Genomic DNA, 20,695 nt, shown 5'->3' with positions numbered 1-20,695 from the left:
AAAGCAGGGGCGGGATAGCGGGGCAATAAAAAACCGGGCACGAGGCCCGGTTTGGTCAATCAGTTAGATGCTCGGTGATTACTGGAGTACCAGTACCATCAGCAGACCAACGGTAATGGCAGATACCAGGAAGGCAAAGCCATAGAACACATAGTGGTGCAGCTTGGTGGTGTGGATCCCCAGATCGTGCAGACCGTGGTAGATACGGTGCATACCGTGCCAGACTGGCAGGGCGATGATCACCAGCAGGATGCAGGCACCCCACCAGGAGCTGGCGAACGCGTGCACGCGGTCATAGCTCATGGTTTCCACGTCCATGATGCCCATGGGCACCAGCAGACCGGTGATGAGGACAATGACCGGCAGCAGCATGGCAACGACCATGCCACCCGCACCAAACAGACCCCAGTAAATTGGTTCGTCAGAACGTCTCATTGTTTTCTCCTCAGGCCACGATGATCAGGACAAGCAGGGACACCACCGCCAGCGCCACATACTGGGCGAGAACGATCGGCTTCTCCGGTACCAGGTCTTCACCACGGAAGATACGCATGGCTTTCGGCGCCAGGGCGAACCAGGTTTTGGCATGGAACAGGCACGCCGCCAGAGCGACGACATGGAACAGGATGGCGATCGGGCTTTGCAGGGATTCCAGCCAGCCGTTGAACGCTTCCTGACCCTGAACCAGGCGCATCAGGCCCCACATCAGCACAACGGCGTAGATGGAGACGAAGATACTGGTGCCTTCACGGATCATGTAACCGGTGTAGAAGGCGTTCTTCAGCCACCAGTCTTTCTTCATTTCGCGGACGTAAGGTTTACGTTTGCTATCAGTATTGTTCATGGTCTCAATCCTGCTCTCAATCTGGCTTGAACATGGCGATCATGTAGTCCTTGGCGCTTTCGACCTTGCCAAGCTGGATGGCCGCCGCCGGATCGACGCCCTTCGGGCACACTTCGGAGCAGTAGCCCACGAAGGTACAGCCCCAGACGCCTTCGTCCTGGCTGATGATGCGCATACGCTCTTTGGCGCCGGCATCACGGTTGTCGACGTTGTAGCGATAGGCCAGAGCCAGTGCCGCCGGACCGGTGAACTTCTTGTTGATACCGTACTGCGGGCAGGCCGCGTAGCAGAGACCACAGTTGATGCACTGGGAGAACTGCTTGTACTGCGCCATCTGGGCCGGAGTCTGGATGTACTCGCCATCACACAGGCTGCGCGGCTCGCTCGGGATGATGTACGGCTTGATACTCTCCAGCTTCTCGATGAAGTCGGACATGTCGACCACCAGATCGCGCTCGATCGGGAAGTTGTTGAGCGGCTCGACGGTCATCTTGCCCGGCAGATAGTCGCGCAGGAACGCCTTGCAACCCAGCTTGGGCACACCGTTGACCATCATGCCGCAGGAGCCGCAGATCGCCATCCGGCAGGACCAGCGGAAGCTCAGGGTAGAGTCCAGGTGATCCTTGATGTACTGCAGGGCGTCCAGCAGAGACATCTCTCTCTGGTATGGCACCTGGAAGGTTTGCATCCAGGGCTCGTTATCCTGTTCCGGACGGTAGCGCAGGATCTCAATTTCAATCATCTCAGCCATTCTTCTTAGCCTCGTCTTGTTTCTCACCCTCGGAGCCGTACACGCGTTTTGCCGGCTGGGACTTAGTGATCTTCACATCGGAGTAATCGATGGAGGGCGTTTCGCCATTTTTGTAGAACGAGAGCGTGTGCTTGAGGAAGTTCACGTCATCGCGCTCTTCGTAACCATCCAGACGCTGGTGGGAACCGCGGGACTCTTTACGATTGATAGCGGAGTGCGCCATGGCTTCAGCCACGTCCAGCATGTAACCCAGTTCGATGGCGTACAGCAGATCGGTGTTGAAGACAGAGGACTTGTCGTTGATCTTGACCTTCTTGTAACGGGCTTTCAGCTCGTTGATCTTGTCGATGGTGCCCTGCATCAGCTCTTCGGTACGGTAGATACCGACACCGGCTTCCATGGACATGCCCAGCTCGTTGCGGATATCGGCCGGGTTTTCGGTACCGTCTACGTCCATCAGGGAGAGGTGCTGCTTGATGAGCGCCTCGGCCTTGGCGGCCAGGGCTTCGGTATTGCCATGCTTCTGAGTCTTGGCAAATTCACCTGCCTGCTCACCGGCCAGCTTGCCGAATACCACGATCTCGGACAGGGAGTTGGAACCCAGACGGTTGGCACCGTGCAGACCGACGGAGGCACATTCGCCCGCGGCGTAGAGGCCGGGCAGACGGGTGGCACACTTGTTGTCAGTCTCGATACCACCCATGGTGTAGTGGGCAGTCGGACGTACCGGGATAGGCTCTTTGGCCGGATCGACGTTGACGTAGGCTTTGGCCAGTTCGCAGATGAACGGCAGACGCTCTTTCAGGTACTTCTCGCCAAGGTGACGCAGGTCGAGGTGAACCACATCGCCCATCGGGCCCTGAATGACGCGGCCTTTCTGCTGCTCTTGCCAGAATGCCTGGGAAACGCGGTCGCGCGGACCCAGCTCCATGTATTTGCTCTTCGGCTGGCCGATCGGGGTTTCTGGGCCCAAGCCGTAGTCTTGCAGGTAGCGGTAGCCATCCTTGTTCAGCAGGACGCCACCCTCACCACGACAACCTTCGGTCATCAGGATGCCGGTGCCCGGCAGACCGGTCGGGTGATACTGGACGAACTCCATATCACGCAGCGGTACGCCGTGACGGTAGGCCAGCGCCATGCCGTCGCCGGTGACGATGCCACCGTTGGTGTTGTAGCGATAGACACGGCCAGCACCGCCGGTTGCCACGATCACCGATTTGGCCTGGATGAAGCGGGTGATACCGTTCTGGATGTCGAAGGTCAGTACGCCCTGGACACGGCCGTCGTCCACGATCAGATCAAGGCAGAAATGCTCGTCGAAGCGCTTGATGCTCGGGTATTTGACGGAGGTCTGGAACAGGGTGTGCAGAATATGGAAACCGGACTTGTCTGCGGCGAACCAGGTACGCGGAACCTTCATGCCACCAAACGGACGCACGTTGGCTTTGCCATCCGGCTTGCGGCTCCAGGGGCAACCCCAGTGCTCCAGCTGGATCATCTCTTTGGTCGCGTTGTTGACGAAGTATTCCACTACGTCCTGCTCGCACAGCCAGTCACCACCGGAGACGGTGTCGTTGAAGTGGTTTTCGAGGGAGTCGTCATCACGGACGACACCGGCGGCGCCGCCTTCGGCAGCAACCGTGTGGCTGCGCATCGGGTAAACCTTGGAAATCAGGGCGATGTCCAGGTCTGGCTGTGATTCGGCTATAGCGATAGCGGCGCGTAAGCCGGTACCGCCAGCACCGATGATGGCCACATCGGTCTTGATAATATCCACATCTGCCTCCTTAGGGATAGATTTGCTGGGCACGATTTTGCTCTATGAAAAAAATTCAGGCTTGATGCAAGTCAAACTGCTAGGTTTTATTCCCTTTTTATTGGTTATTTTTCTATAAAACACCCAAATCCCTGGATGAAAATGTCGTTATTATCGTCATTTTTTGGTGTTACTGAGCAGTTGAACACCTAGCTACGAGTACTTTAACTTCTGGATTGTACGTAGTTTTCTTTCAATAAAATGCGAATCACCTCTCTTTTTAGGTACTCGCGAAAAAAATTTTAAGTTTTTTATTGTAATTTTTTAATGAGAATTATTGGCATTCATCTATTCGGATAGAAATAGGTAATCCGAAGTGCGGCGGTGACCACGGCGGTGTTCTGATAATTCCAGACGAATTACAAGGGTTTCAAGGCGGGGGATTTGGCGGGTAATGTGAGATTACTCACTGAAAATTAAGCGCTATTTAGAAAAATAAAAGGGGCCTGTACGGCCCCTTTTGCTCATGCTCAAATGCGGAACATGCCGACCTGATTGCTCAGTTCACCCGAAATATTTTTAAGTTGTTCAGAGAGATGGCGTGAGCTGTCTGCATCCACTGCCAGTTCGTCCGAGACATCTTTCACCGCCTGAATGTTGCGGCTTACCTCGTCGGTGACGGCCCGCTGCTCTTCAGCCGCGCTGGAGATCTGGGTCGCCATGTCGGAGATCTGGTTGATCGAGGTGGTGATCTGCTCCAGCGCATGGGTGGCGTTGTTGGCGTCATCCACGCTGTTCTGGGCCAGCAGCTGGCCTTCGTGCATGGTGCTGACCGCTCCCTGGGTATTGCGTTGCAGGGTTTCGATCATATTGCGGATCTCGACGGTGGAGCTGTGGGTACGCTGTGACAGGACGCGCACCTCGTCGGCTACCACCGCAAAGCCGCGGCCCTGTTCACCGGCACGTGCCGCTTCGATGGCGGCGTTCAGTGCCAGCAGGTTGGTCTGCTCGGCGATGCCCTGAATGGTGGAGAGGATGGTGTTGATCTCCTGGGCGTTTTTCTCCAGTTCCTGAATGATGTTGGAGGCCTGTTCCACCTGGGTGGCCAGATCGGTGATGGAGCGCTGGTTGCGGGCGATCACCTGCTTGCCATGCTCGCAGCTGCTGGAGGAGCTGCGGGCCGCTTCGGCGGTCTGCTCCGCGTTGCTGGCAACCTCGACCGCAGTGGCCGACATCTCGTGTACCGCAGTGGCGATCTGGGAGATCTCGTTTTGCTGGCGTGCCAGCCCCTGATTGGCCTTCTCCGCCATGCTGTGGGAGGACTTGGCCTGCTGGTTGAGCTGGCCGGAGGAGTTGGAGATATCCTGCACCATCACATGGATCCGCTCGATGAAGGTGTTGACGTGTTTGGCAACCGCGCCTACTTCATCCTCACGTTCAATCTTGATGCGGCGGGTCAGATCGCCGTTGCCACGGGAGAGATCGGCAATCGCTTCGCCCAGGGTTTTCAAAGGGGCCAGCGATCCGTTGATGGCGACATAGGAGAAGCCTGCCACGATCAGTATGGTGATAAGCCCCTGAATGAGGGAGGAGGTAACCATGCGGCGTACCGACTGGTAGGCGATCTCTTCATCTACCATCATGCCGTAATACCAGTTGGTATTGGGAATGGCATTAAAGTCGTAGACCTCTTTCTTGCCGCTGATCACCAGCTCGTTGATCATGCCGTCATGGGCGACCTGATTGATGTAGGCCGCAGTCAGTTCCGGTGCCAGAGCGGTAGCGGATTTCAGGCTCAGGGAGGCATCGGGGTGCGCGATGATGGTGCCATTGCTGTCCACCAGCATGGCGTAGGTGCCCTCGGTGGTGACCGCCAGAATATCCGAGATCAGTGAGCTGATGGAGACGTCACCGGCGATGACCCCCTGGGTATTGCCACGCTGGAACGGCTCGGCAATGGTGACAATCAGCTGGCCGGTGGAGATATCGGCATAGGGGGCTGTGATGACCAGCTTGCCTGCGGCGGCCGCGTCCTTGTACCAGGGGCGTTGACGTGGGTCATAACCGGCGGGCAGGTCGGTTGGTTTGCTCTGAATCATTTTGCCATCTGCGGTACCGGCATAGACCAGGTCGAAGCCACCGGCATTCATGGACTGGGCCAGATGACTGATGGGCTCGTCTTCTTTGGCGAATGCTTCCTTGGTAGTGCTGACCATGCTGATCCGGGAGTCGACCCAGCGGGAGATCCCCTTGACGTTGGCCATGGAGCTTTCGTCGATGATGTTCCAGACCAGTCGCTGGGTCTCGCTGCGCAGTTGCGAGGTGTTGTACCAGACCTGCAGGCAGGTGATCACCAGAATGATGACCCCGATAGCCAGAACAAGCTTGTTTTTAATGGATAAGTTCATAGTTACATCCTTGTGAGCGTCAGTCTGAAGTGTGTGTGGAATCTAGTTATTGTTATGAGCCTCTGTTTATCGGCTGAAGTTGAACTCTTTGTATCCCGGTCAGCTATTTAAAGTTAGCAAATGCCCCGTAAACCCTCGCCCAATCGGGCGGGGATATAAGGGGAGCTAATCTGGTGTTTTCTGCGATGCCACATACGCCTTCAGCGTTTCGATAGTGGCCCCTCCTGCGCTACAGGCAAAGTAAGAGCGTGACCACAGCATCCCACTATTGCTCTGTTTCCGTAGATGCGTATTCAAAATCCGCACATGGCGGCTGCTGATTGACTTCAAATTGTTGACCAGCACGCTGATGGACAGCTTGGGCGGATAAGCAACGAGAAGATGAACGTGATCGGCTTCTCCATCCATCTCCAAAATCTCCACCTCCAACTTCTCGGCTGCGGACAAAAACGCGTGGCGCATCTGTTCGATCATGGTGCCGTCGAGCAGTTTGCGGCGGTACTTTGTGGTGAAGATTAAATGCACAACCAGCTTGCTGACGGAATGACGTTTGCGCAGATAGCCAGTGAAATCAATGTTGTGCTCACTCATTTGAAATGTCTCGAATTAAAGCATATAGTGCCTGAACTTTATCAGTGAGCAGTGACCGTGAAAAGAGCTACTAAAGTACGCCTTTACCCAACAAACGAACAGGCTGCATTTTTAAATGCCCAGTTCGGAGCTGTGCGGTTTGCGTACAACAAGGCTCTTCGTATTCAACGGCACATGTTCAAGCGCCGTGGTGTATCCCTGAAGCCCAAGCGTGACTTGAAACCGCTACTAGCGGTGGCAAAAAAATCGCGCAAATATGCCTGGCTCAAAGAGTACGATTCCCTCGCCTTGCAACAGGCAGTGATCAATCTGGACAAAGCATTTGCCAACTTTTTCAACCCTAAGCTCAAGGCTCGGATGCCGACTTTCAAGAGCAAACGGGGCAGGCAATCGAGCTACCACCCCAACGGGAAGGTACTGGCCGATGCTATCCAGCTACCGAAGATGACGCCGATCAAAGCAGTGCTCCACAGGGACATCAAAGGAACAATCTCTAGCATCACGATCAGCCGTGGCCCGACAGGGAAATACTACGCGTCAATTCTCAGTGATGATGGCTGCGAAGCGCCCGCCAAGCCGACACTCATCACAGATGTGACAGGCTGCGACATGGGGCTGTCTCACTATCTCATCGCGTCCAACGGCAAGAAGATCGACAACCCGCGTCACCTTATCAATGCCAGCCGCAATCTGCGGCGCAAGCAAAAATCGTTATCTCGCAAAAAAAGAGGCAGCGCCAACCGAGCGAAGGCACGGATACAGCTGGCCGCCCTGCACGAACGTGTAGCCAACGCCCGCGCCGATTTTCAGCACAAACTCTCCCGAACGATGGTTGACGAAAACCAAGCGGTCATCGTAGAGACATTGAAATCAGCGAACATGATGAAGAATCACAACCTAGCCAGAGCCATAGGAGATGCGGGCTGGCATGGATTTATCATGAAGCTGGAGTACAAAGCAGAGGCGCAGGGGAGACACGTGGTCAAGCTAGACCAATGGTTTGCCAGCTCGAAACTGTGCAGCTGCTGCGGGCACAAGATGCCTGAAATGCCATTGCATCAGCGCAGTTGGGCTTGCCCAGCATGTAATGCGGAGCATGACCGGGATATCAACGCGGCCATGAACATCCGACAGCAAGGCATATTGGAATTAAAAGCGGCGGGACACGTCGTTTCTACCCATGGAGGCCAGCGTAAATCTGCCAATTCGGCAGTAGCGGCCTAAGAAGTGGGAAGCCTCGCCGCTTGCGGCGGGGAGCAGTCACTGCCTAAATCAGTGGTTATCCATGTGCGTATCCCCCCCCTCACTGCGTCAGAAAACGATCTGGTCGATTGGTGAAGATTCCATCGACCCCCATGCTAGAGAGTGTTTCATAATCTTCTGGATAATCAACGGTATAAACCAGAACTTTGAGTCCCCGGCGATGTGCATCATCGACCAGCGCAGCGTCGATGAAATCAACATCGCAATTGATGGACCAGGCCCCCAGCTTGTCGGCAAACTGCGCCAGGTTGAGCGGCAGGTTGGCGGTCAGGGCACCGAGCCGGATATCGGGCCGCAAGGCGGCAAATCGGGCCAGCTCCGGGTGATGGAAGGAAGAGACCACCCACTGCCCGGGAGTAAAGCCCAGCTCGGCCTCTGCCCGTCGGGTCAGGGCTACCACCGCATCGGCGGTATGGGCGCCCTTGAGCTCAATATGCAACTCGCAGCGTCCAGCGATGATCTCCATTACCTGCCACAGGGTCGGGATCACCTCTCCCTCACCGGCATCGAGCTGCTCCAGATAGGAGCGGGATTGCTCGGTCAGCACCCCCTTGCCATTGGTGCAGCGCTCCAGCCGCCGATCGTGGAAGACCCACAACTCGCCATCGGCTGCCTGCACGTCGATCTCGATGGCTGATGCGCCCAGCTCCAGCGCTTTGGCCATCGCCTTTAGGGTGTTCTCCGGTGCCAGACCGCTGGCGCCACGATGGGCAATAATCTGCATGTTCTGCTCCTTTTACCTCGCGGATCAGCCGCGGCTCAGGTGAATGTCGATCTGTTGATGGGGCAGGGTAAGTCCCTGCTGCTGCATCTTCTCCAGCACCAGCGAGTGAACCTCGTGAGTGATGGGCATCCGGTGATCCATGTTGTTGACGTAGAGGCGGATCTCGTAGATCAGTGCCGAGTCGGTGAATTCGATCAGGAAGACCTCTGGCGTCGGCGTCTCCAATACCAGGGTCGATGCCTGGATTGACTCTTCCAGAATGCGTTGCACCAGTTTCGGATCCCGGGTCAGGCCGATCCGGATCCGCAGTTTGACCCGGGTGATGGCATCGGAGAGCGACCAGTTGATGAACTGCTCGGTGATGAAGGCCTTGTTGGGCACGATGATCTCCTTGCGATCCCAATCCACTATGGTGGTGGCCCGGGTCTTGATCTTGGTGACGGTGCCGGTGAGATCGCGGATGGTGACGGTGTCACCGAGCCGGATCGGCTTCTCAAACAGGATGATGAGGCCGGAGACAAAGTTGGCGAAGATCTCCTGCAGACCGAAACCCAACCCCACCGAGAGAGCGGCGACCAGCCACTGGGTCTTCGACCAGTCGATGCCGAGCATGGAGAAGCCGGTGAGGGCGCCGATCAGGATCACCAGATACTTGCTGGTGGTGGTGAGAGCAAAGCCGGTACCCGGGGAGAGGCTGAGGTGCTGCAACAGGGTCAGCTCCATCAGCCCCGGCAGGTTGCGGGCTGTCACCACGGTCAGAATGAAGACGAAGGCGGTCAGCATCAGATCCTGCAAGGTGATGGCCGAGAGCTGCTCGATGCCGCCAATCTTGCTGCTCACCTGCCACACCTCGATATTGCTGAGGAAACTGAAGGCGGAGTTGAGATCCGACCATTGCACCACCACCAGCATGGTGAAGCCCAGCATCAGCAGGGTGCGCACCAGCCCCAGCGACTGTGCGCTGATGGTATCGAGATCCAGCTCAGTCTCTTCCACCACGTCCGGGGTCTCGGAGCTGAGCTCGTCATGCCCCTCTTCCCGGCCGCGCTGGGCCAGGATCTCGGCCCGCTTGCTCTTGGCGCGCTCGAAGGCGAGGCGGCGGCGCTGGATCAGCATCCAGCGTCTGGCCAGATAGTAGACCAGCAGGCAACCCAGCCCCATCAGCAGGCTAAGCTCCAGCTGGCGCAGCAGGGTGCGCGAGGTATAGAAGTAGCCAAACAGGGCGCCAATCACCGCCAGCAGCGGCGCCAGCATCAGGCTGTTCCAGATGAAGTGGTGCAGCAGATGGGGCTTGGTCATATCGGTCTGGCCCCAGGTGAGCGGCAATCGCTCCCGGTTGAGACGGGCGAAGAAGAGCAGCAGCCAGAGTGCACCGATCATGAAGGCCATCCGGCCGAGGGAGTCGTAGAAGGCGTGCTCCTGATAGCTGTTGGCCATCCCTTGCACAAAGAAACTCGGGATCAGCACCAGCAGCAGGGTGCGAAACTGCCCCCATACCTTTTGCACTTGTTCCCGGGGCCAGCGGAAGTGGTGGATCAAAATCCCCCGCTCCAGCGTCAGGTGGCGGGCCATCACCAGTGCCAGCAGCAGAAACCAGATCTCGCCAAGACCGCGCGCCACCGCCACCGCAAACGGGTATTGCCAGGCCCCTTCGAGCAGGCCGCGCACCATCAGCACCATGGCGGGCAAGGGGAGGGCGGCAAGCAGGGAGCGCAGCAGCAAGCGGCTGGTGAGGCTGAATTTGTCCTGGGTCACCTTGCCGATCCGCGGCGCAATATGGTCGCAATAGAGGCTCAGATGGCGGGCCAGCTTGAACCAGCTCCAGGCCAGCACCAGCAGACCAATACCGGCCAGAGTGAGGCTCAGCGGGCTGTTCTCGGCGATGGCATAGGGCAGTTGCAACCAGTTGTCCGGGTTGAAGGCCAGAGTCAGCGCGGCGGGAATACCGAGCATGACCTGTGGGGTAAAGGGGCGGACATCGGGCATCCAGAACAAGTGGCTGGCGCTTATTTCGCGGATCTCGTCGATCTTGCTGTTCTGGCGGCTGTAGAGCAGCTTGAGACGGGTCTGCTCCTGAATGAGGGTGTCTGAGGCGTCGTTGAGCCGGGTCAGCAGTTGGCGCCGGGCCTTGAGCAGGTTGTCGAGCACCGCTTGCTGTGGCCGATCGAGCGTCACCTCCTCTTCGGCCATCAGCTTGTCGCGCAGCTGGCGGGTATCCTTGAGCCCATCCTGTTCGCTCTCGTACTGGTACTTGGCCATGCGGGCGCTGACGATGGCGGACTCCAGCTTGTCGAGGGGGAACTGGGGAGGCAGATCGGAGAGTTTGCTGCGCAGGTTCTCGCCGTAGGCATTACTGATCTGCAGCCATTCCAGCTGTTCGCGTACCGAGTTGACCAGCTCATTCAGTTCAAACAGATTCTTGTCGACGCTGCGCTGCTCATCCTGCACCCGCTCAATCTGATCTTCCAGTGTGCCGAGCTGGATGGAGAGCGCCTGATTCTGCTGTTGCTGCTCCAGCAGCAGCGGCATGTCGGTGGTGAGTTGTTTGCGCAGGCGCTCGCTCTCCTCCAGCGCCTGCTCGGTCTTCTCCCTACGCAGCTGGTTCTGCTGGGTCAGCAGGCTGGCTTGCCACTCATCCTCGTCGGCGATGGCCAGATTGAGCTCCTGCAGTTTCAGCTTGCCGAGATCGTTGCGCTGCTGGGCAGAGAGCTGCTCCAGCTCCAGCATCTGGATCCGGTCGGAGAGGCTCTGCTCCTTCATTCTGGTCAGCAGCAGCTGTGCCTCCTGTTGGCGATCCGATTCGCTGCTGAAGCTCAGTCGCTCCAGCTGGCTGCGGGTCAGTTGCAGCTGTTTGCGCAGATCGTCCACCCGCAGGTGATACTCCTGCCCGGTGCTCTCCAGCTGGTTGAGGCTGTCCATCACCCCCTGCCGCTCCTTGCGCAGGTTGAGCTGGCGGTTGCTGCTCAGGCCAATGGCCTGGCGCAGCGCCTCCTCCTTGAGGCTCGCCAGCGGCGGGCGAGCGGCGGGCTGATAGTTGTGCAGGCTCTCCTTGAGGCGCGCCGACTCCTTGGGGTAATCGATAAGGATCTGCTGATAGGCTTTGCTCTGCTCCCGGTAGCGCTCGGCCTCTCTGGCAAATTGCAGCGCCTGCTGGTAGCTCTCCCGCAGCTTCTGGTTTTCCGGGGTATCGCTCTTGGGCACGCTCTGCAACAGGGATTCGGCCTGGGCAATGGCATCGTCGGCGCGCACGGTTGGCGGCAACAAGAGAAGGGAGAGCAGCAAGAGGGTGAGCAGGCGTTGCAACATGAGGCTCGTTTCCGTTCAGAAGAGGTGGCCCTAGCCTAAAACAGGGCAGGGAGGCGGGTAAAGCAGTCTATATTAATGATTCATAACACAAATAACAGGAAGTCGTGCTGCCGTTTCGCTATGATCCCGGCCGCTTTCTCTCCACCGAGTCGAATATGTCAGCTGTTGATCTGGGCACAGCCCCGCTATCTCGCCTTTTCTGGCGTTACGTAACCCCGACCGTGGCGGCCATGCTGATCACTGGCATCTATGTCACCATCGATGGCATCTTCGTTGGCCATGTGCTGGGTCAGGATGGCATGGCCGGTCTGATGCTGGCTTATCCCATCTGCGCCGTGCTCTATGCGGTGGGGGCGCTGATCGGCATGGGGGCCTCGTCGCTGGTCTCCTTCTATCTGGGGCAGGGCAACCCGGCCAAAGCCCGCCATATCGTCGGCAATGCCCTGGTGATGGTGTTGCTTGCCTCGGCACTGCTCAGTTTTATCGGGATCCGTTATGGCGAGCCCATGCTGGCCTGGATGGGGGCGGAGGGGGAGATCTTCACCGCCGGGCTCTCCTACCTGCAGGCCTACGCCTGGCTGGGCGTCTTTGCGGTGCTGTCGATGGCGTTCAGCTCGCTGCTGCGCAACGATGGCCGCCCCGGATTTGTCACCCTCATCATGGTAGTCGGGGGGTTGCTCAACGTGCTGCTCGACTATCTGTTGATGGTAGTGTTTCCGTTCGGACTGGCCGGGGTGGCGACGGCCACTATGCTTTCCCAGGCGGTGACGGGCCTTGCCTGCCTGTGGCACTTCTTCACACCGCGTAGCCAGCTGCGGATAAGTTGGGACACCTTGCGCCCCGATCTGCGGCTGATGGGCGAGACGGTGCGCCTCGGGATCTCCAGTTTTCTGATGTACCTCTATTTATCTGTGGTGCTGGCGCTGCACAACAAGGCGTTGCTGGCGGTCGGCACTTCGCTGCATGTGGCGGCCTACGGGGTGATCAGTTACACCGAGGCCTTCTTCTATCTGGTGTTTGAGGGGATCGCCATGGGTATCCAGCCCATCGCCAGCTTTAATGCGGGCGCCGGTCACTGGCGGCGGGTGCTGCGGATCCGCAATCTGGCACTCGGAGTGACGTTGGGGATCGCCCTGTGCGCCATGATCCCGCTCTATCTGTGGCCGGAGGCGGCGGTCTATCTGTTTGCAGGGGACAACGCCACCCTGCTGCCGGTGGCGAGCCTCGGGATCTGGCTCTACTTCTGGGGGCTGCCGATGGAGGGTTTGCTGCTGGTGGGGGCCACCTACTTCCAGGCCATCAATCGGGCCCGCATCGCCTCCCTGCTCACCGGCGGCAAGCTGGTGCTGATTGGCGGTTTTTTGTGGGGTTTCTCGACCCTGTGGGGTGTGCCCGGGGTCTGGCTTGCATTGCCAACGTGCAGCTCGCTGCTGGTGTTGGTGATGTGGCGGGCGATGCGTCGGGAGTCCGGCGCCCACGCACTGGCCGAATAGACAATCAGGTTCGACGTACAGATAGCAGACAGGCAGCCATGGGCTGCCTGTCTTGTTAGAGGTTTTTTTGTTAACGGGCTCTGCCGATTCAGGGCTTGAAGGCGCCGATAAAGATGGCGGGATCGACCCGGGTGTCGTTGAGACTGACGTTCCAGTGCATATGGGGGCCGGTAGCGCGGCCGGTCGAACCGACTCGCCCGACGATGCCGCCACGCGGCAGGCTCTGACCGAGCTTCACATCGATCTTCGACATGTGGCAGAACATGCTGATGAGCCCCTGACCGTGGTCGACAAAGACGGTATTGCCATTGAAGAAGTAGTTGCCGATCAGGATCACCTTGCCTGCGGCGGGGGACTTGATCGGGGTGCCGGCGCCCACGGCGAAGTCGAGGCCGGAGTGGGGGTTGCGCTCCTCGCCATTAAAGAAGCGACGCAGGCCAAACGGGCTGGAGAGGGGGCCGTTGACCGGCTTGTCGAACAGCAGGTTGCTCGGCTGGTTGGGGCTGAAGGTCTGGTAAGCCCGGGTCTGCTCCGCCAGCTCTCGGTTGATGCGGGTCATATCCTCGGCGAGCGGATTGACCTGACGGCTGTTCTTGAGCTTGATGTGCTGCTCGCGGTAGTGCTTGGGGGTCACGGTGAAGCCGAGAGTACGGCCATCACCTGTGGTCAGTTGCTGGGCGCCGGGCGTGCTTTTCAGAGAGATGCCGACGATGGCGATCCACTGGTTGTCTTCGCGCACTACCAGCACGGGCTTGTCGTGATAGCGGGCCGTGGGGGCAGTGGGTGACGCGCCAAGAGGGATCACCGCAACGCCGCCCGGCACCGGATGGTTGAGCAGGCGACTGATAAAACCCTCGGCCAGGGCTGACTGGCTGGCCAGTAACAACAACAGACAACAAACAACTCTCATGACGATACCACTCGATGTTAAAGCGCCCGGGATGACGGGATGACAACCTCCTGTCCGGCATTCGCCGATCACTAAAGGGTGATCACGACATGCTGGCCACGACAGGTGCGGCTGTGGGAGGGAGCAGATTGTGCCTCGTTATAGTCGGGGCAGCCAGAGGCGGGGCGTGGCTGACGCCCCTTTTGTGCATAGCTGCGTCAGGTTTTATGTCGTGGTCGGGCCGCTTCGCCATTGAGTCGCCCCCGCCCTGGCTCTAGAATCGGCTTCCGGCACTGATGCCACCGACACTCCGAGGAGACGATATGAACGGATTACCCCCTTTGCGCACCACACCGGCCCGGTACACGACTGGTCGTGGCTGGCTCTGGGTTCGCAGCGGGTTCGATATCTTCAACAAGGGGATGGGGATCAGCGTAGCCATGGTGCTGGTCTGGTTTATGGTGGGCATGCTGCTGGAGCAACTGCCGGCGGGTGGCCTTATCTCCCAGCTGCTCTACATGGTGTGGGGCGCCGGTTGGGTAGTGGTCGCCGCTCGGGGTTATCGGGGGGAGCCGCTGCAGTTTGCCGATCTCTTCGCCGGTTTTCGCCACAAGTTGACTCCGCTGATGCTAGGCGGTCTGCTGGTGTTGCTGCTGTTTAGCCTGGTGGGCCTCGTCTGTCTCGGTCTGCTCTCCATGTGGGGGCTGCTCCCGCTGCTGACGCAGGATCCCGAGAGCATGGTGGTCTCAGCCAGCCAGTTGCAACAACTGCTGCTGGTATTGCTGGTGGGGATGCTGCTTATCATTCCCGTGCTGATGGGGGTTACCTTTGCTCCGGCGCTGATCTACCACCACGATATCGGCATCATCCAGGCGGTACGGCTGAGCTTCTTCGGCTGCTGGCGCAATATGTGGCCTTTCTTCTGGTGGGGGCTGCTCTCAGCCATGTTGTTGCTGTTTGGCGCTGTGCTGTTACTGGTAGGTCTGCTGGTGGTGATCCCGGCGCTCAACTACTCCATCTATGTGGCTTATCGGGATATTTTCCTGGACGAGAGTGCGCAGCCGGAAGCGCCGCACTCAGAACCATTCGGATTTGAAGCCTGATCAAGGGATCAGAGTGAAGAAGGGGCCCGCAGCGGCCCCTTCTTCATGGTCGGATGTGAGGAGTGTTCACTCCTGCCAGATGGGATCCGCCGCCATGCGAGCCAGCAGAAAATCGAGGAAGCTGCGCAGCAGTGGCGACATCTGCTTGCGGGTGGCATATACCCCGTAGACCCCGAGCCGCTTGGGTTGCCAGTCGGTCAGCAGGGGCACCAGTTCTCCGCGCTCCAGATAGGGTTGTGCCGAGTAGCGGGGTTGCAGGCTGATCCCTGCGCCTTCCAGCGTTGCTTCCAGCAGCAGGTTGGAGATATTGGCGCTCAGGTTACCGCTGACCGGCACTGACTCGGGACCGTCCGGTCCATTGAACTCCCACAGGCTCTTGCCGAAGTAGGTGTAGGTGAGGCAGTTGTGCAGCGCCAAATCCTGCACCTTGTGTGGCATCGGATGACGGGCCAGATAGGCCGGGCTGGCACAGACTACCGAGTGGCAGGTGCCGAGACGGCGCGCCACCAGATTGGGGTCGAGGTCGTTGGTGATGCGCACCGCCAGATCGATCCGCTCCTCTACCAGATTGACGGTTCTGTCGAGCAGCAGAATGTCGATGGCCGTCCCCGGGTATTGCGCCAGATAGTCGTTGGCCGCCCCGACCAGCAGTGCTTCTGACAAGGAGTAGCTGCTGGTGATCCGCAGTTGCCCCTTGGGGGCGTCATCCCCCTTCACGGTGATCTGCTCCATCTCCTCGCCGAGTGCCAGCATTGCGCGGGCCCGGTTCAGCGCCTCCTCTCCCGGCCCTGTCAGGCTCAGACGACGGGTGGTGCGGTGCAGCAGGCGGGCGCCCATCCAGCTCTCCAGCTCGGCCAGATAGCGCGACACCATGGCGCGCGACATATCCAGTTTCTCTCCGGCGCCGCTCAGGCTCCCTTGTTCGACTACGCTGACAAAGACCCGCAAGGCGGTCAGTCGATCCATGTACGGCTCTCTATATGTTCGATATGTGCAACAGTGATGCGCTTTTTATGCTGTATTTGCACCTTAAGTGATCCAATACACTGTGTCCATCAAATGAACCCCGAATACTTAATGAGGAATAGATGATGAACAACACCCTGATCCGCAACCTGACTCTGGCGACCACCCTGCTGAGTGGCGCCGCACTGGCCGCCCCCCTGAGCGTGACCGTCTACAACCCTGGCGAGAAGGCGATCTTCCCGGTCTCCTCCTCACTGGTGACCGGTGACAAAGAGGCCATCCTGATCGATGCCCAATTCGATGTGCAAAATGGTCAGGCGCTGGTCGACATGATCAAGAAGAGTGGCAAGAAGCTGACCACTGTCTATATCAGTGCCGGTGACCCCGACTTCTACTTCGGTCTGGAGCCGGTCATGGCGGCGTTCCCGGATGTCAAAGTGCTGGCCGATCAGCATGTGGTTGACCACATCAACCAGACCAAGGATGCCAAGCTGAGCTACTGGAGCCCGATCCTCGGCAAGGGCGCACCGAAGAGCCTGACCGTGCCTCAAGTGATGACCGCCAGCCACCTGACGCTGGATGGCGAGAAGATTGAGATCAAAGAGATGAACACCCCGAATGCCTACCTCTGGGCCCCTTCCATCAAGACTGCTTTTGGTGGTGTGCCGGTTTACCACGGGGTGCATGTCTGGATGGCGGACAGCCAGACCAAGGCGGCTCGCAGCAACTGGGTCAAGGCGCTGGACAACCTGCTGGCCCTGAAACCCGAGCGTGTGGTACCGGGCCACTTCCTGGGCACTGCTCCCAAAGGCACTGCTGCTGTGAGCTTTACCCGTGACTATGTAGAGCGTTTCGAACAGGAGCTGGCCAAGGCGAAAAACTCCAGTGAGCTGATTGAGGCTCTGAAAAAGGCCTATCCGGCACTGCCGGTTGACGATGGTCTGGCCATCGGTGCCAAGGTCAATACCGGCGAGATGAAGTGGTAAGCCACTGAGCCTGCTCTCCCTGTGTTTTTTTACCGGGCCTAAGGGCCCGGTTTTTTATCCGAGATTGAAGCGAGAATGAAGATGAGCGAACAACAAACCACCCTCCATTATGTCTATGACCCGCTCTGTGGCTGGTGCTATGGTGCCGCCCCCCTGTTGCAGGCGGCAGCCACCATTGCCGGACTCAAGATCGAGCTGCATGCGGGCGGTCTCTGGATGGGTAGTCGCCGTCAGCCGATGGGCGAGGCATTGCGTGATTATGTGCGCCCCCATGATCAGCGGATCGAAGCGCTGACCGGCCAGCATTTTGGCGAACGCTACTTTAACGAACTGCTGCTGCGGGAAGGCTGTCTGCTGGACTCCGAGCCGCCGATCCGTGCGGTTTTGGCCGTCACGGCGTTGGGGGGCGATGGGCTGGTCATGTTGCACCGGATCCAGCAATCCCACTATCGGGACGGGATCTGGATTGGTGAGCCTGCGTTTCTCGCCACGCTGGCGGCAGAACAGGGGATTGCAGCCGAGGCATTCCAGCAAGCTTATCTGCAGGCCCCCTTGCTGCAACATCTGGCAGATAGCCAGGGCTGGATGAAACGGCTGGGCGGTCAGGGTTATCCCACCCTTGGGTTGATGCACAACGGTAAGGTGAGTGCTGTTCGAGTGGCTGACTTTTTGGGCGATCCTGCCGGGTTGCGTCAGCATCTTCTTGAGTTGATGGAATAGTTATTAGAATGTGAACGGACAAGGTCTCTTTAGAAGTGGAGTGAACGGGCCGATATTCCTGTATGCAGAAGCGATATGAAAGCCTTCGACTTTCTGCTTGCAGACTATGCTCTATGTGACCATTCCCGGCGGATGTTGCGGGAGTGCAGACTCATTTCAAGGAAGCCCCCATATGTTCAAAAACATGTCTATCGGCCAGAAACTGAGTGCCGGATTCGCCATCCTGGCACTGCTGGTACTGGGCTTGGCCTGGTTCTCCATCAGCCAGTTGGCAAAGCTCTATGGTGATACCGAAACCATCACTGACAACCTGCTGCCGTCAACCCGCTATGCCAGCCAGATGCATGTTGCCATTCTGGATGCGCGCCGCTCAGAGCTGGCCCAGGTCATCGGTGGTCTGAACAAGGATGATCAAGAGGTAAGCGATCGCACCCTGACCTTCAATAAGGCCAGGCAGGAATTTGAGCAAGCAGCCCAAAAATACGGTGCTTTAGCTTTCACTACAGGTGAAGAGAAACAGGTTTATGAGCAGGTGGTTGCGGCGGGGGCCAAGTATTTTGCGGTGCATGACCAACTGTTGAGCGCCTTCGCTGCTGGCGATCTGGAGCGAGTCAGAAGTCTGCGCAAAAACGAAACCCGGGTCGCGCTGGAGGAGGTGGGAGCAAAATCCTTCCGCCTGCGGGAAATCAATAACGAGATTGCGGCCCAGATGACAAAAGATGTGGAGGCGCTCTACAGCAGTGCCAGAACCATGAGCGTCATTGTCAGTCTGGTGACGCTGGGTTTTGTTGTGGTAATTGCCTGGCTGCTGACCGGTCAGATCCGCAATCCGGTGATGGCGTTGCTGGAACAGACCCGGCGGGTCTCCTCTGGTGATCTCACCTCCCGCATCGATATGCAGCAGTTCAACAATGATGAACTGGGAACCCTTGCCAAAGGGTTTGGTGAAATGCAGACCAATCTGCGCACTCTGGTGAGTGAAGTGTCGGGCTCTGTGGTGCAACTGAGTTCCGCAGTGGAGCAGATCAGCTCTGTTGCCAGCCAGTCAGCCAACAATATGAATGCTCAGCAACATGAGCTGAACCAGCTGGCGACGGCGATGAACGAGATGCAGGCTACGGTGCAGGAGGTTTCTCGCAATACTAGTGATGCGGCCAGTGCTGCCACCTCGGCCAGTGAGACGGCCGAACTTGGTGCGCAAACGGTGAATGACTCCATTCAACGTATTGAACGGGTCGCCGGTGCCATCGAGAGCACAGCGGTGGTGATCCGCCAACTGGGCGATGACAGTCGCAATATCGGTATGGTGCTGGAGGTGATCCGCGGTATTGCTGAACAGACCAATCTGCTGGCATTGAACGCCGCCATTGAAGCGGCCCGTGCCGGTGAGCAGGGGCGGGGGTTTGCGGTGGTGGCGGATGAGGTGCGTACTCTGGCCAAGCGCACTCAGGACTCCACCTCCCAGATCAATACCATCATTGCCGAGTTGCAGCAGCGTGCCGAACAGGCGGGCAGTACCATGCAACAGAGTCAGGAGCTGATGAACACCACGGTTGCTACCGCGCGGGAAGCGGGCGAGTCTATCTCCCAGATCAGTGGCTCGGTCAGCAGCATCTCCCACATGAACATCCAGATTGCAACGGCCACCGAAGAGCAGGGCGCGGTGAGCGAGGAGCTCAACCGCAACGTGGTCAATATCAGCCACGCTTCCGAAGAGGTGGCCGCCGGTGCCACCCAGATGGCTCAGGCGTGCAACGAGCTGAACCATCTGGCTACCCAACTGCAAGATATGGTGCGCCGTTTCAGGGTGTAATCCCTCGGTGAGTCAAACAGCCCGATTGCCGCAAGGTGATCGGGCTTTTTCTGTTTTGGAGGGGCAGCCGGAGAGGTTCACCGCGAGCGGATGACTTGTCCCGCCGGACGATATTGTGCATGCTGATGGCCCATTTTCCAGGCAGGACTCTTGCTGTATGAATCTTCGCGATCTCGAATATCTGGTGGCGCTGGATGAGGAAAAACATTTTCGCAAAGCCGCTGAACGCTGCTTTGTCAGTCAACCCACCCTGAGCGGCCAGCTGCGAAAGCTGGAGGATGAACTCGGGGTCATTCTGATCGAACGTACCTCGCGCAAGGTGCTGTTTACTCCGGCTGGCGATGCCATGGCCCATCAGGCGCGTCGGGTGCTCAAGGAGGTGCGTGAGCTAAAGAGCATCGGTCAGCACTTCTCCGAGCCGATGTCCGGGGAGATCCATATCGGTTTTATTCCGACCGTGGGCCCCTACCTGTTGCCCCGCATTATCCAGACCCTGCGTGAGCGTTTTCCCCAGCTGGAGTTCTACCTCTATGAGGAGCAGACCCAAACCCTGCTCAAACGGCTGGAAGAGGGGGAGCTGGATTGCGTCATTCTGGCCGAGATGCCGGGGATGGAAGGGTTTGGTTCAATCCAGCTCTATCATGAGCCGATGTGGTTGGCGGTGCCTTGCCATCACCCCGAAGCACAGGCCAGACAGGTGCCGCTTGGTAATCTTAAGGGCAAGAAATTGCTGATGCTGGCCGATGGCCACTGTTTGCGGGATCAGGCGATGGGATTCTGTTTCGCCGGCGGGATAGGTGAGGATCAACGCTTCAAGGGGACCAGTCTGGAGACCCTGCGCAACATGGTGGCCGCCGGTAGCGGCATGACTTTGGTGCCAAAGTTGGCCGTACCTGCCGATCATGATGAGGGAGGGGTGAGCTATCGACCTGTGGTTGACCCTGTGCCGGGGCGTACCATCTCGCTGCTCTATCGTCACTACTCGGTGCGTCGCCCCTGTTTCAACGAGTTGGCCGCCTCGATCGCCACGCTGCTGACCAAGCAGTTGGCCCAATAAAAAAACCGGCAGCCAAGGCTGCCGG

Annotated in this window: 17 protein-coding genes; 7 read left to right on the top strand and 10 right to left on the bottom strand. The window is 58.3% G+C overall.

The window, feature by feature from the left end; translation table 11 throughout:
- Positions 1-78 precede the first annotated feature (78 nt).
- From frdD to tnpA, 6 genes are all read right to left on the bottom strand, one after another.
- Positions 79-435 carry a fumarate reductase subunit FrdD gene (gene frdD, locus ACTG1K_RS19380; protein WP_040066869.1) on the bottom strand — a complete coding sequence of 119 codons (357 nt, stop codon included), beginning with the start codon at positions 433-435 and terminating at the stop codon, positions 79-81.
- A 10-nt stretch (positions 436-445) separates the two neighbouring features.
- Entirely contained in the window at positions 446-844 is a 399-nt protein-coding gene (locus ACTG1K_RS19375; RefSeq protein WP_005335058.1) for a hypothetical protein, read from the bottom strand.
- A gap of 16 nt (positions 845-860) precedes the next feature.
- Positions 861-1,595, bottom strand: coding sequence for a succinate dehydrogenase/fumarate reductase iron-sulfur subunit (locus ACTG1K_RS19370; RefSeq protein WP_005335057.1), 735 nt, complete (start codon positions 1,593-1,595; stop codon positions 861-863).
- Complete coding sequence (gene frdA / locus ACTG1K_RS19365; protein WP_005335056.1) at positions 1,588-3,372, bottom strand: fumarate reductase (quinol) flavoprotein subunit; 1,785 nt, start codon at positions 3,370-3,372, stop codon at positions 1,588-1,590. The genes ACTG1K_RS19370 and frdA overlap by 8 nt, the downstream gene beginning before the upstream one ends.
- A 509-nt stretch (positions 3,373-3,881) precedes the next feature.
- Positions 3,882-5,759 carry a methyl-accepting chemotaxis protein gene (locus ACTG1K_RS19360; protein ID WP_021229777.1) on the bottom strand — a complete coding sequence of 626 codons (1,878 nt, stop codon included), beginning with the start codon at positions 5,757-5,759 and terminating at the stop codon, positions 3,882-3,884.
- A 165-nt stretch (positions 5,760-5,924) separates the two neighbouring features.
- Positions 5,925-6,350, bottom strand: a complete 426-nt coding sequence (gene tnpA / locus ACTG1K_RS19355; RefSeq protein ID WP_440005151.1) for an IS200/IS605 family transposase — start codon at positions 6,348-6,350, stop codon at positions 5,925-5,927.
- 51 nt (positions 6,351-6,401) lie between these two features.
- On the opposite strand from tnpA, the gene ACTG1K_RS19350 reads away from it, so the two are divergent.
- Positions 6,402-7,574, top strand: coding sequence for an RNA-guided endonuclease TnpB family protein (locus ACTG1K_RS19350; RefSeq protein ID WP_440005582.1), 1,173 nt, complete (start codon positions 6,402-6,404; stop codon positions 7,572-7,574).
- A 79-nt stretch (positions 7,575-7,653) separates the two neighbouring features.
- Here the strand turns inward: ACTG1K_RS19350 and ACTG1K_RS19345 are convergent, their stop codons facing one another.
- Together ACTG1K_RS19345 and mscM are read right to left on the bottom strand one after the other, a co-directional pair.
- Complete coding sequence (locus tag ACTG1K_RS19345; protein WP_440006415.1) at positions 7,654-8,337, bottom strand: glycerophosphodiester phosphodiesterase; 684 nt, start codon at positions 8,335-8,337, stop codon at positions 7,654-7,656.
- Between the two features lie 24 nt (positions 8,338-8,361).
- Positions 8,362-11,643: a miniconductance mechanosensitive channel MscM gene (gene mscM / locus ACTG1K_RS19340; RefSeq protein WP_088868674.1), complete on the bottom strand. Its 3,282-nt coding sequence runs from the start codon at positions 11,641-11,643 to the stop codon at positions 8,362-8,364.
- A 155-nt stretch (positions 11,644-11,798) separates the two neighbouring features.
- Between mscM and ACTG1K_RS19335 the strand changes: the two genes are divergently transcribed.
- Entirely contained in the window at positions 11,799-13,136 is a 1,338-nt protein-coding gene (locus ACTG1K_RS19335) for an MATE family efflux transporter (protein ID WP_160882464.1), read from the top strand.
- Between the two features lie 88 nt (positions 13,137-13,224).
- Here ACTG1K_RS19335 and ACTG1K_RS19330 read toward each other — a convergent pair whose 3' ends face one another.
- Positions 13,225-14,046: a peptidoglycan DD-metalloendopeptidase family protein gene (locus tag ACTG1K_RS19330; protein WP_101529520.1), complete on the bottom strand. Its 822-nt coding sequence runs from the start codon at positions 14,044-14,046 to the stop codon at positions 13,225-13,227.
- A 302-nt stretch (positions 14,047-14,348) separates the two neighbouring features.
- Between ACTG1K_RS19330 and ACTG1K_RS19325 the strand changes: the two genes are divergently transcribed.
- Positions 14,349-15,128 (top strand): BPSS1780 family membrane protein, encoded by a 780-nt coding sequence (locus tag ACTG1K_RS19325; RefSeq protein WP_064340837.1) that lies wholly within the window; start codon positions 14,349-14,351, stop codon positions 15,126-15,128.
- A 66-nt stretch (positions 15,129-15,194) separates the two neighbouring features.
- On the opposite strand, the gene ACTG1K_RS19320 is transcribed toward ACTG1K_RS19325, so the two are convergent.
- Positions 15,195-16,094, bottom strand: a complete 900-nt coding sequence (locus ACTG1K_RS19320) for a LysR family transcriptional regulator (RefSeq protein WP_440006412.1) — start codon at positions 16,092-16,094, stop codon at positions 15,195-15,197.
- 125 nt (positions 16,095-16,219) lie between these two features.
- On the opposite strand from ACTG1K_RS19320, the gene ACTG1K_RS19315 reads away from it, so the two are divergent.
- The 4 genes from ACTG1K_RS19315 to oxyR all read left to right on the top strand — a co-directional run bounded on the left by ACTG1K_RS19315 (position 16,220) and on the right by oxyR (position 20,670).
- Positions 16,220-17,080, top strand: a complete 861-nt coding sequence (locus ACTG1K_RS19315; protein ID WP_184233386.1) for a Vmh family MBL fold metallo-hydrolase — start codon at positions 16,220-16,222, stop codon at positions 17,078-17,080.
- A gap of 75 nt (positions 17,081-17,155) precedes the next feature.
- Positions 17,156-17,800 carry a DsbA family protein gene (locus ACTG1K_RS19310; protein WP_224969612.1) on the top strand — a complete coding sequence of 215 codons (645 nt, stop codon included), beginning with the start codon at positions 17,156-17,158 and terminating at the stop codon, positions 17,798-17,800.
- A 172-nt stretch (positions 17,801-17,972) separates the two neighbouring features.
- Positions 17,973-19,613 carry a methyl-accepting chemotaxis protein gene (locus ACTG1K_RS19305; protein WP_252656235.1) on the top strand — a complete coding sequence of 547 codons (1,641 nt, stop codon included), beginning with the start codon at positions 17,973-17,975 and terminating at the stop codon, positions 19,611-19,613.
- Positions 19,614-19,770: 157 nt separating this feature from the next.
- Positions 19,771-20,670: a DNA-binding transcriptional regulator OxyR gene (gene oxyR, locus ACTG1K_RS19300; protein WP_425854907.1), complete on the top strand. Its 900-nt coding sequence runs from the start codon at positions 19,771-19,773 to the stop codon at positions 20,668-20,670.
- Positions 20,671-20,695 lie beyond the last annotated feature (25 nt).

It is taken from the genome of Aeromonas sp. 102P (assembly GCF_051920345.1).
Classification (GTDB): Bacteria; Pseudomonadota; Gammaproteobacteria; order Enterobacterales; family Aeromonadaceae; genus Aeromonas; species Aeromonas veronii.
Note: the sequence above shows the minus strand (reverse complement) of the source record. Positions and strands in the feature narration are given on the sequence as shown.

What these genes read in the sequence shown, in the direction of transcription:
- ACTG1K_RS19325 (WP_064340837.1), top strand. Translation starts at nt 14,349, where the DNA reads ATGAACGGATTACCCCCTTTGCGCACCACACCGGCCCGGTACACGACT.
- tnpA (WP_440005151.1), bottom strand. Translation starts at nt 6,350, where the DNA reads ATGAGTGAGCACAACATTGATTTCACTGGCTATCTGCGCAAACGTCAT.
- ACTG1K_RS19360 (WP_021229777.1), bottom strand. Translation starts at nt 5,759, where the DNA reads ATGAACTTATCCATTAAAAACAAGCTTGTTCTGGCTATCGGGGTCATC.
- ACTG1K_RS19345 (WP_440006415.1), bottom strand. Translation starts at nt 8,337, where the DNA reads ATGCAGATTATTGCCCATCGTGGCGCCAGCGGTCTGGCACCGGAGAAC.
- ACTG1K_RS19310 (WP_224969612.1), top strand. Translation starts at nt 17,156, where the DNA reads ATGAAGATGAGCGAACAACAAACCACCCTCCATTATGTCTATGACCCG.
- ACTG1K_RS19370 (WP_005335057.1), bottom strand. Translation starts at nt 1,595, where the DNA reads ATGGCTGAGATGATTGAAATTGAGATCCTGCGCTACCGTCCGGAACAG.
- frdD (WP_040066869.1), bottom strand. Translation starts at nt 435, where the DNA reads ATGAGACGTTCTGACGAACCAATTTACTGGGGTCTGTTTGGTGCGGGT.
- ACTG1K_RS19320 (WP_440006412.1), bottom strand. Translation starts at nt 16,094, where the DNA reads ATGGATCGACTGACCGCCTTGCGGGTCTTTGTCAGCGTAGTCGAACAA.
- ACTG1K_RS19305 (WP_252656235.1), top strand. Translation starts at nt 17,973, where the DNA reads ATGTTCAAAAACATGTCTATCGGCCAGAAACTGAGTGCCGGATTCGCC.
- ACTG1K_RS19330 (WP_101529520.1), bottom strand. Translation starts at nt 14,046, where the DNA reads ATGAGAGTTGTTTGTTGTCTGTTGTTGTTACTGGCCAGCCAGTCAGCC.
- mscM (WP_088868674.1), bottom strand. Translation starts at nt 11,643, where the DNA reads ATGTTGCAACGCCTGCTCACCCTCTTGCTGCTCTCCCTTCTCTTGTTG.
- oxyR (WP_425854907.1), top strand. Translation starts at nt 19,771, where the DNA reads ATGAATCTTCGCGATCTCGAATATCTGGTGGCGCTGGATGAGGAAAAA.
- ACTG1K_RS19315 (WP_184233386.1), top strand. Translation starts at nt 16,220, where the DNA reads ATGAACAACACCCTGATCCGCAACCTGACTCTGGCGACCACCCTGCTG.
- ACTG1K_RS19335 (WP_160882464.1), top strand. Translation starts at nt 11,799, where the DNA reads ATGTCAGCTGTTGATCTGGGCACAGCCCCGCTATCTCGCCTTTTCTGG.
- ACTG1K_RS19375 (WP_005335058.1), bottom strand. Translation starts at nt 844, where the DNA reads ATGAACAATACTGATAGCAAACGTAAACCTTACGTCCGCGAAATGAAG.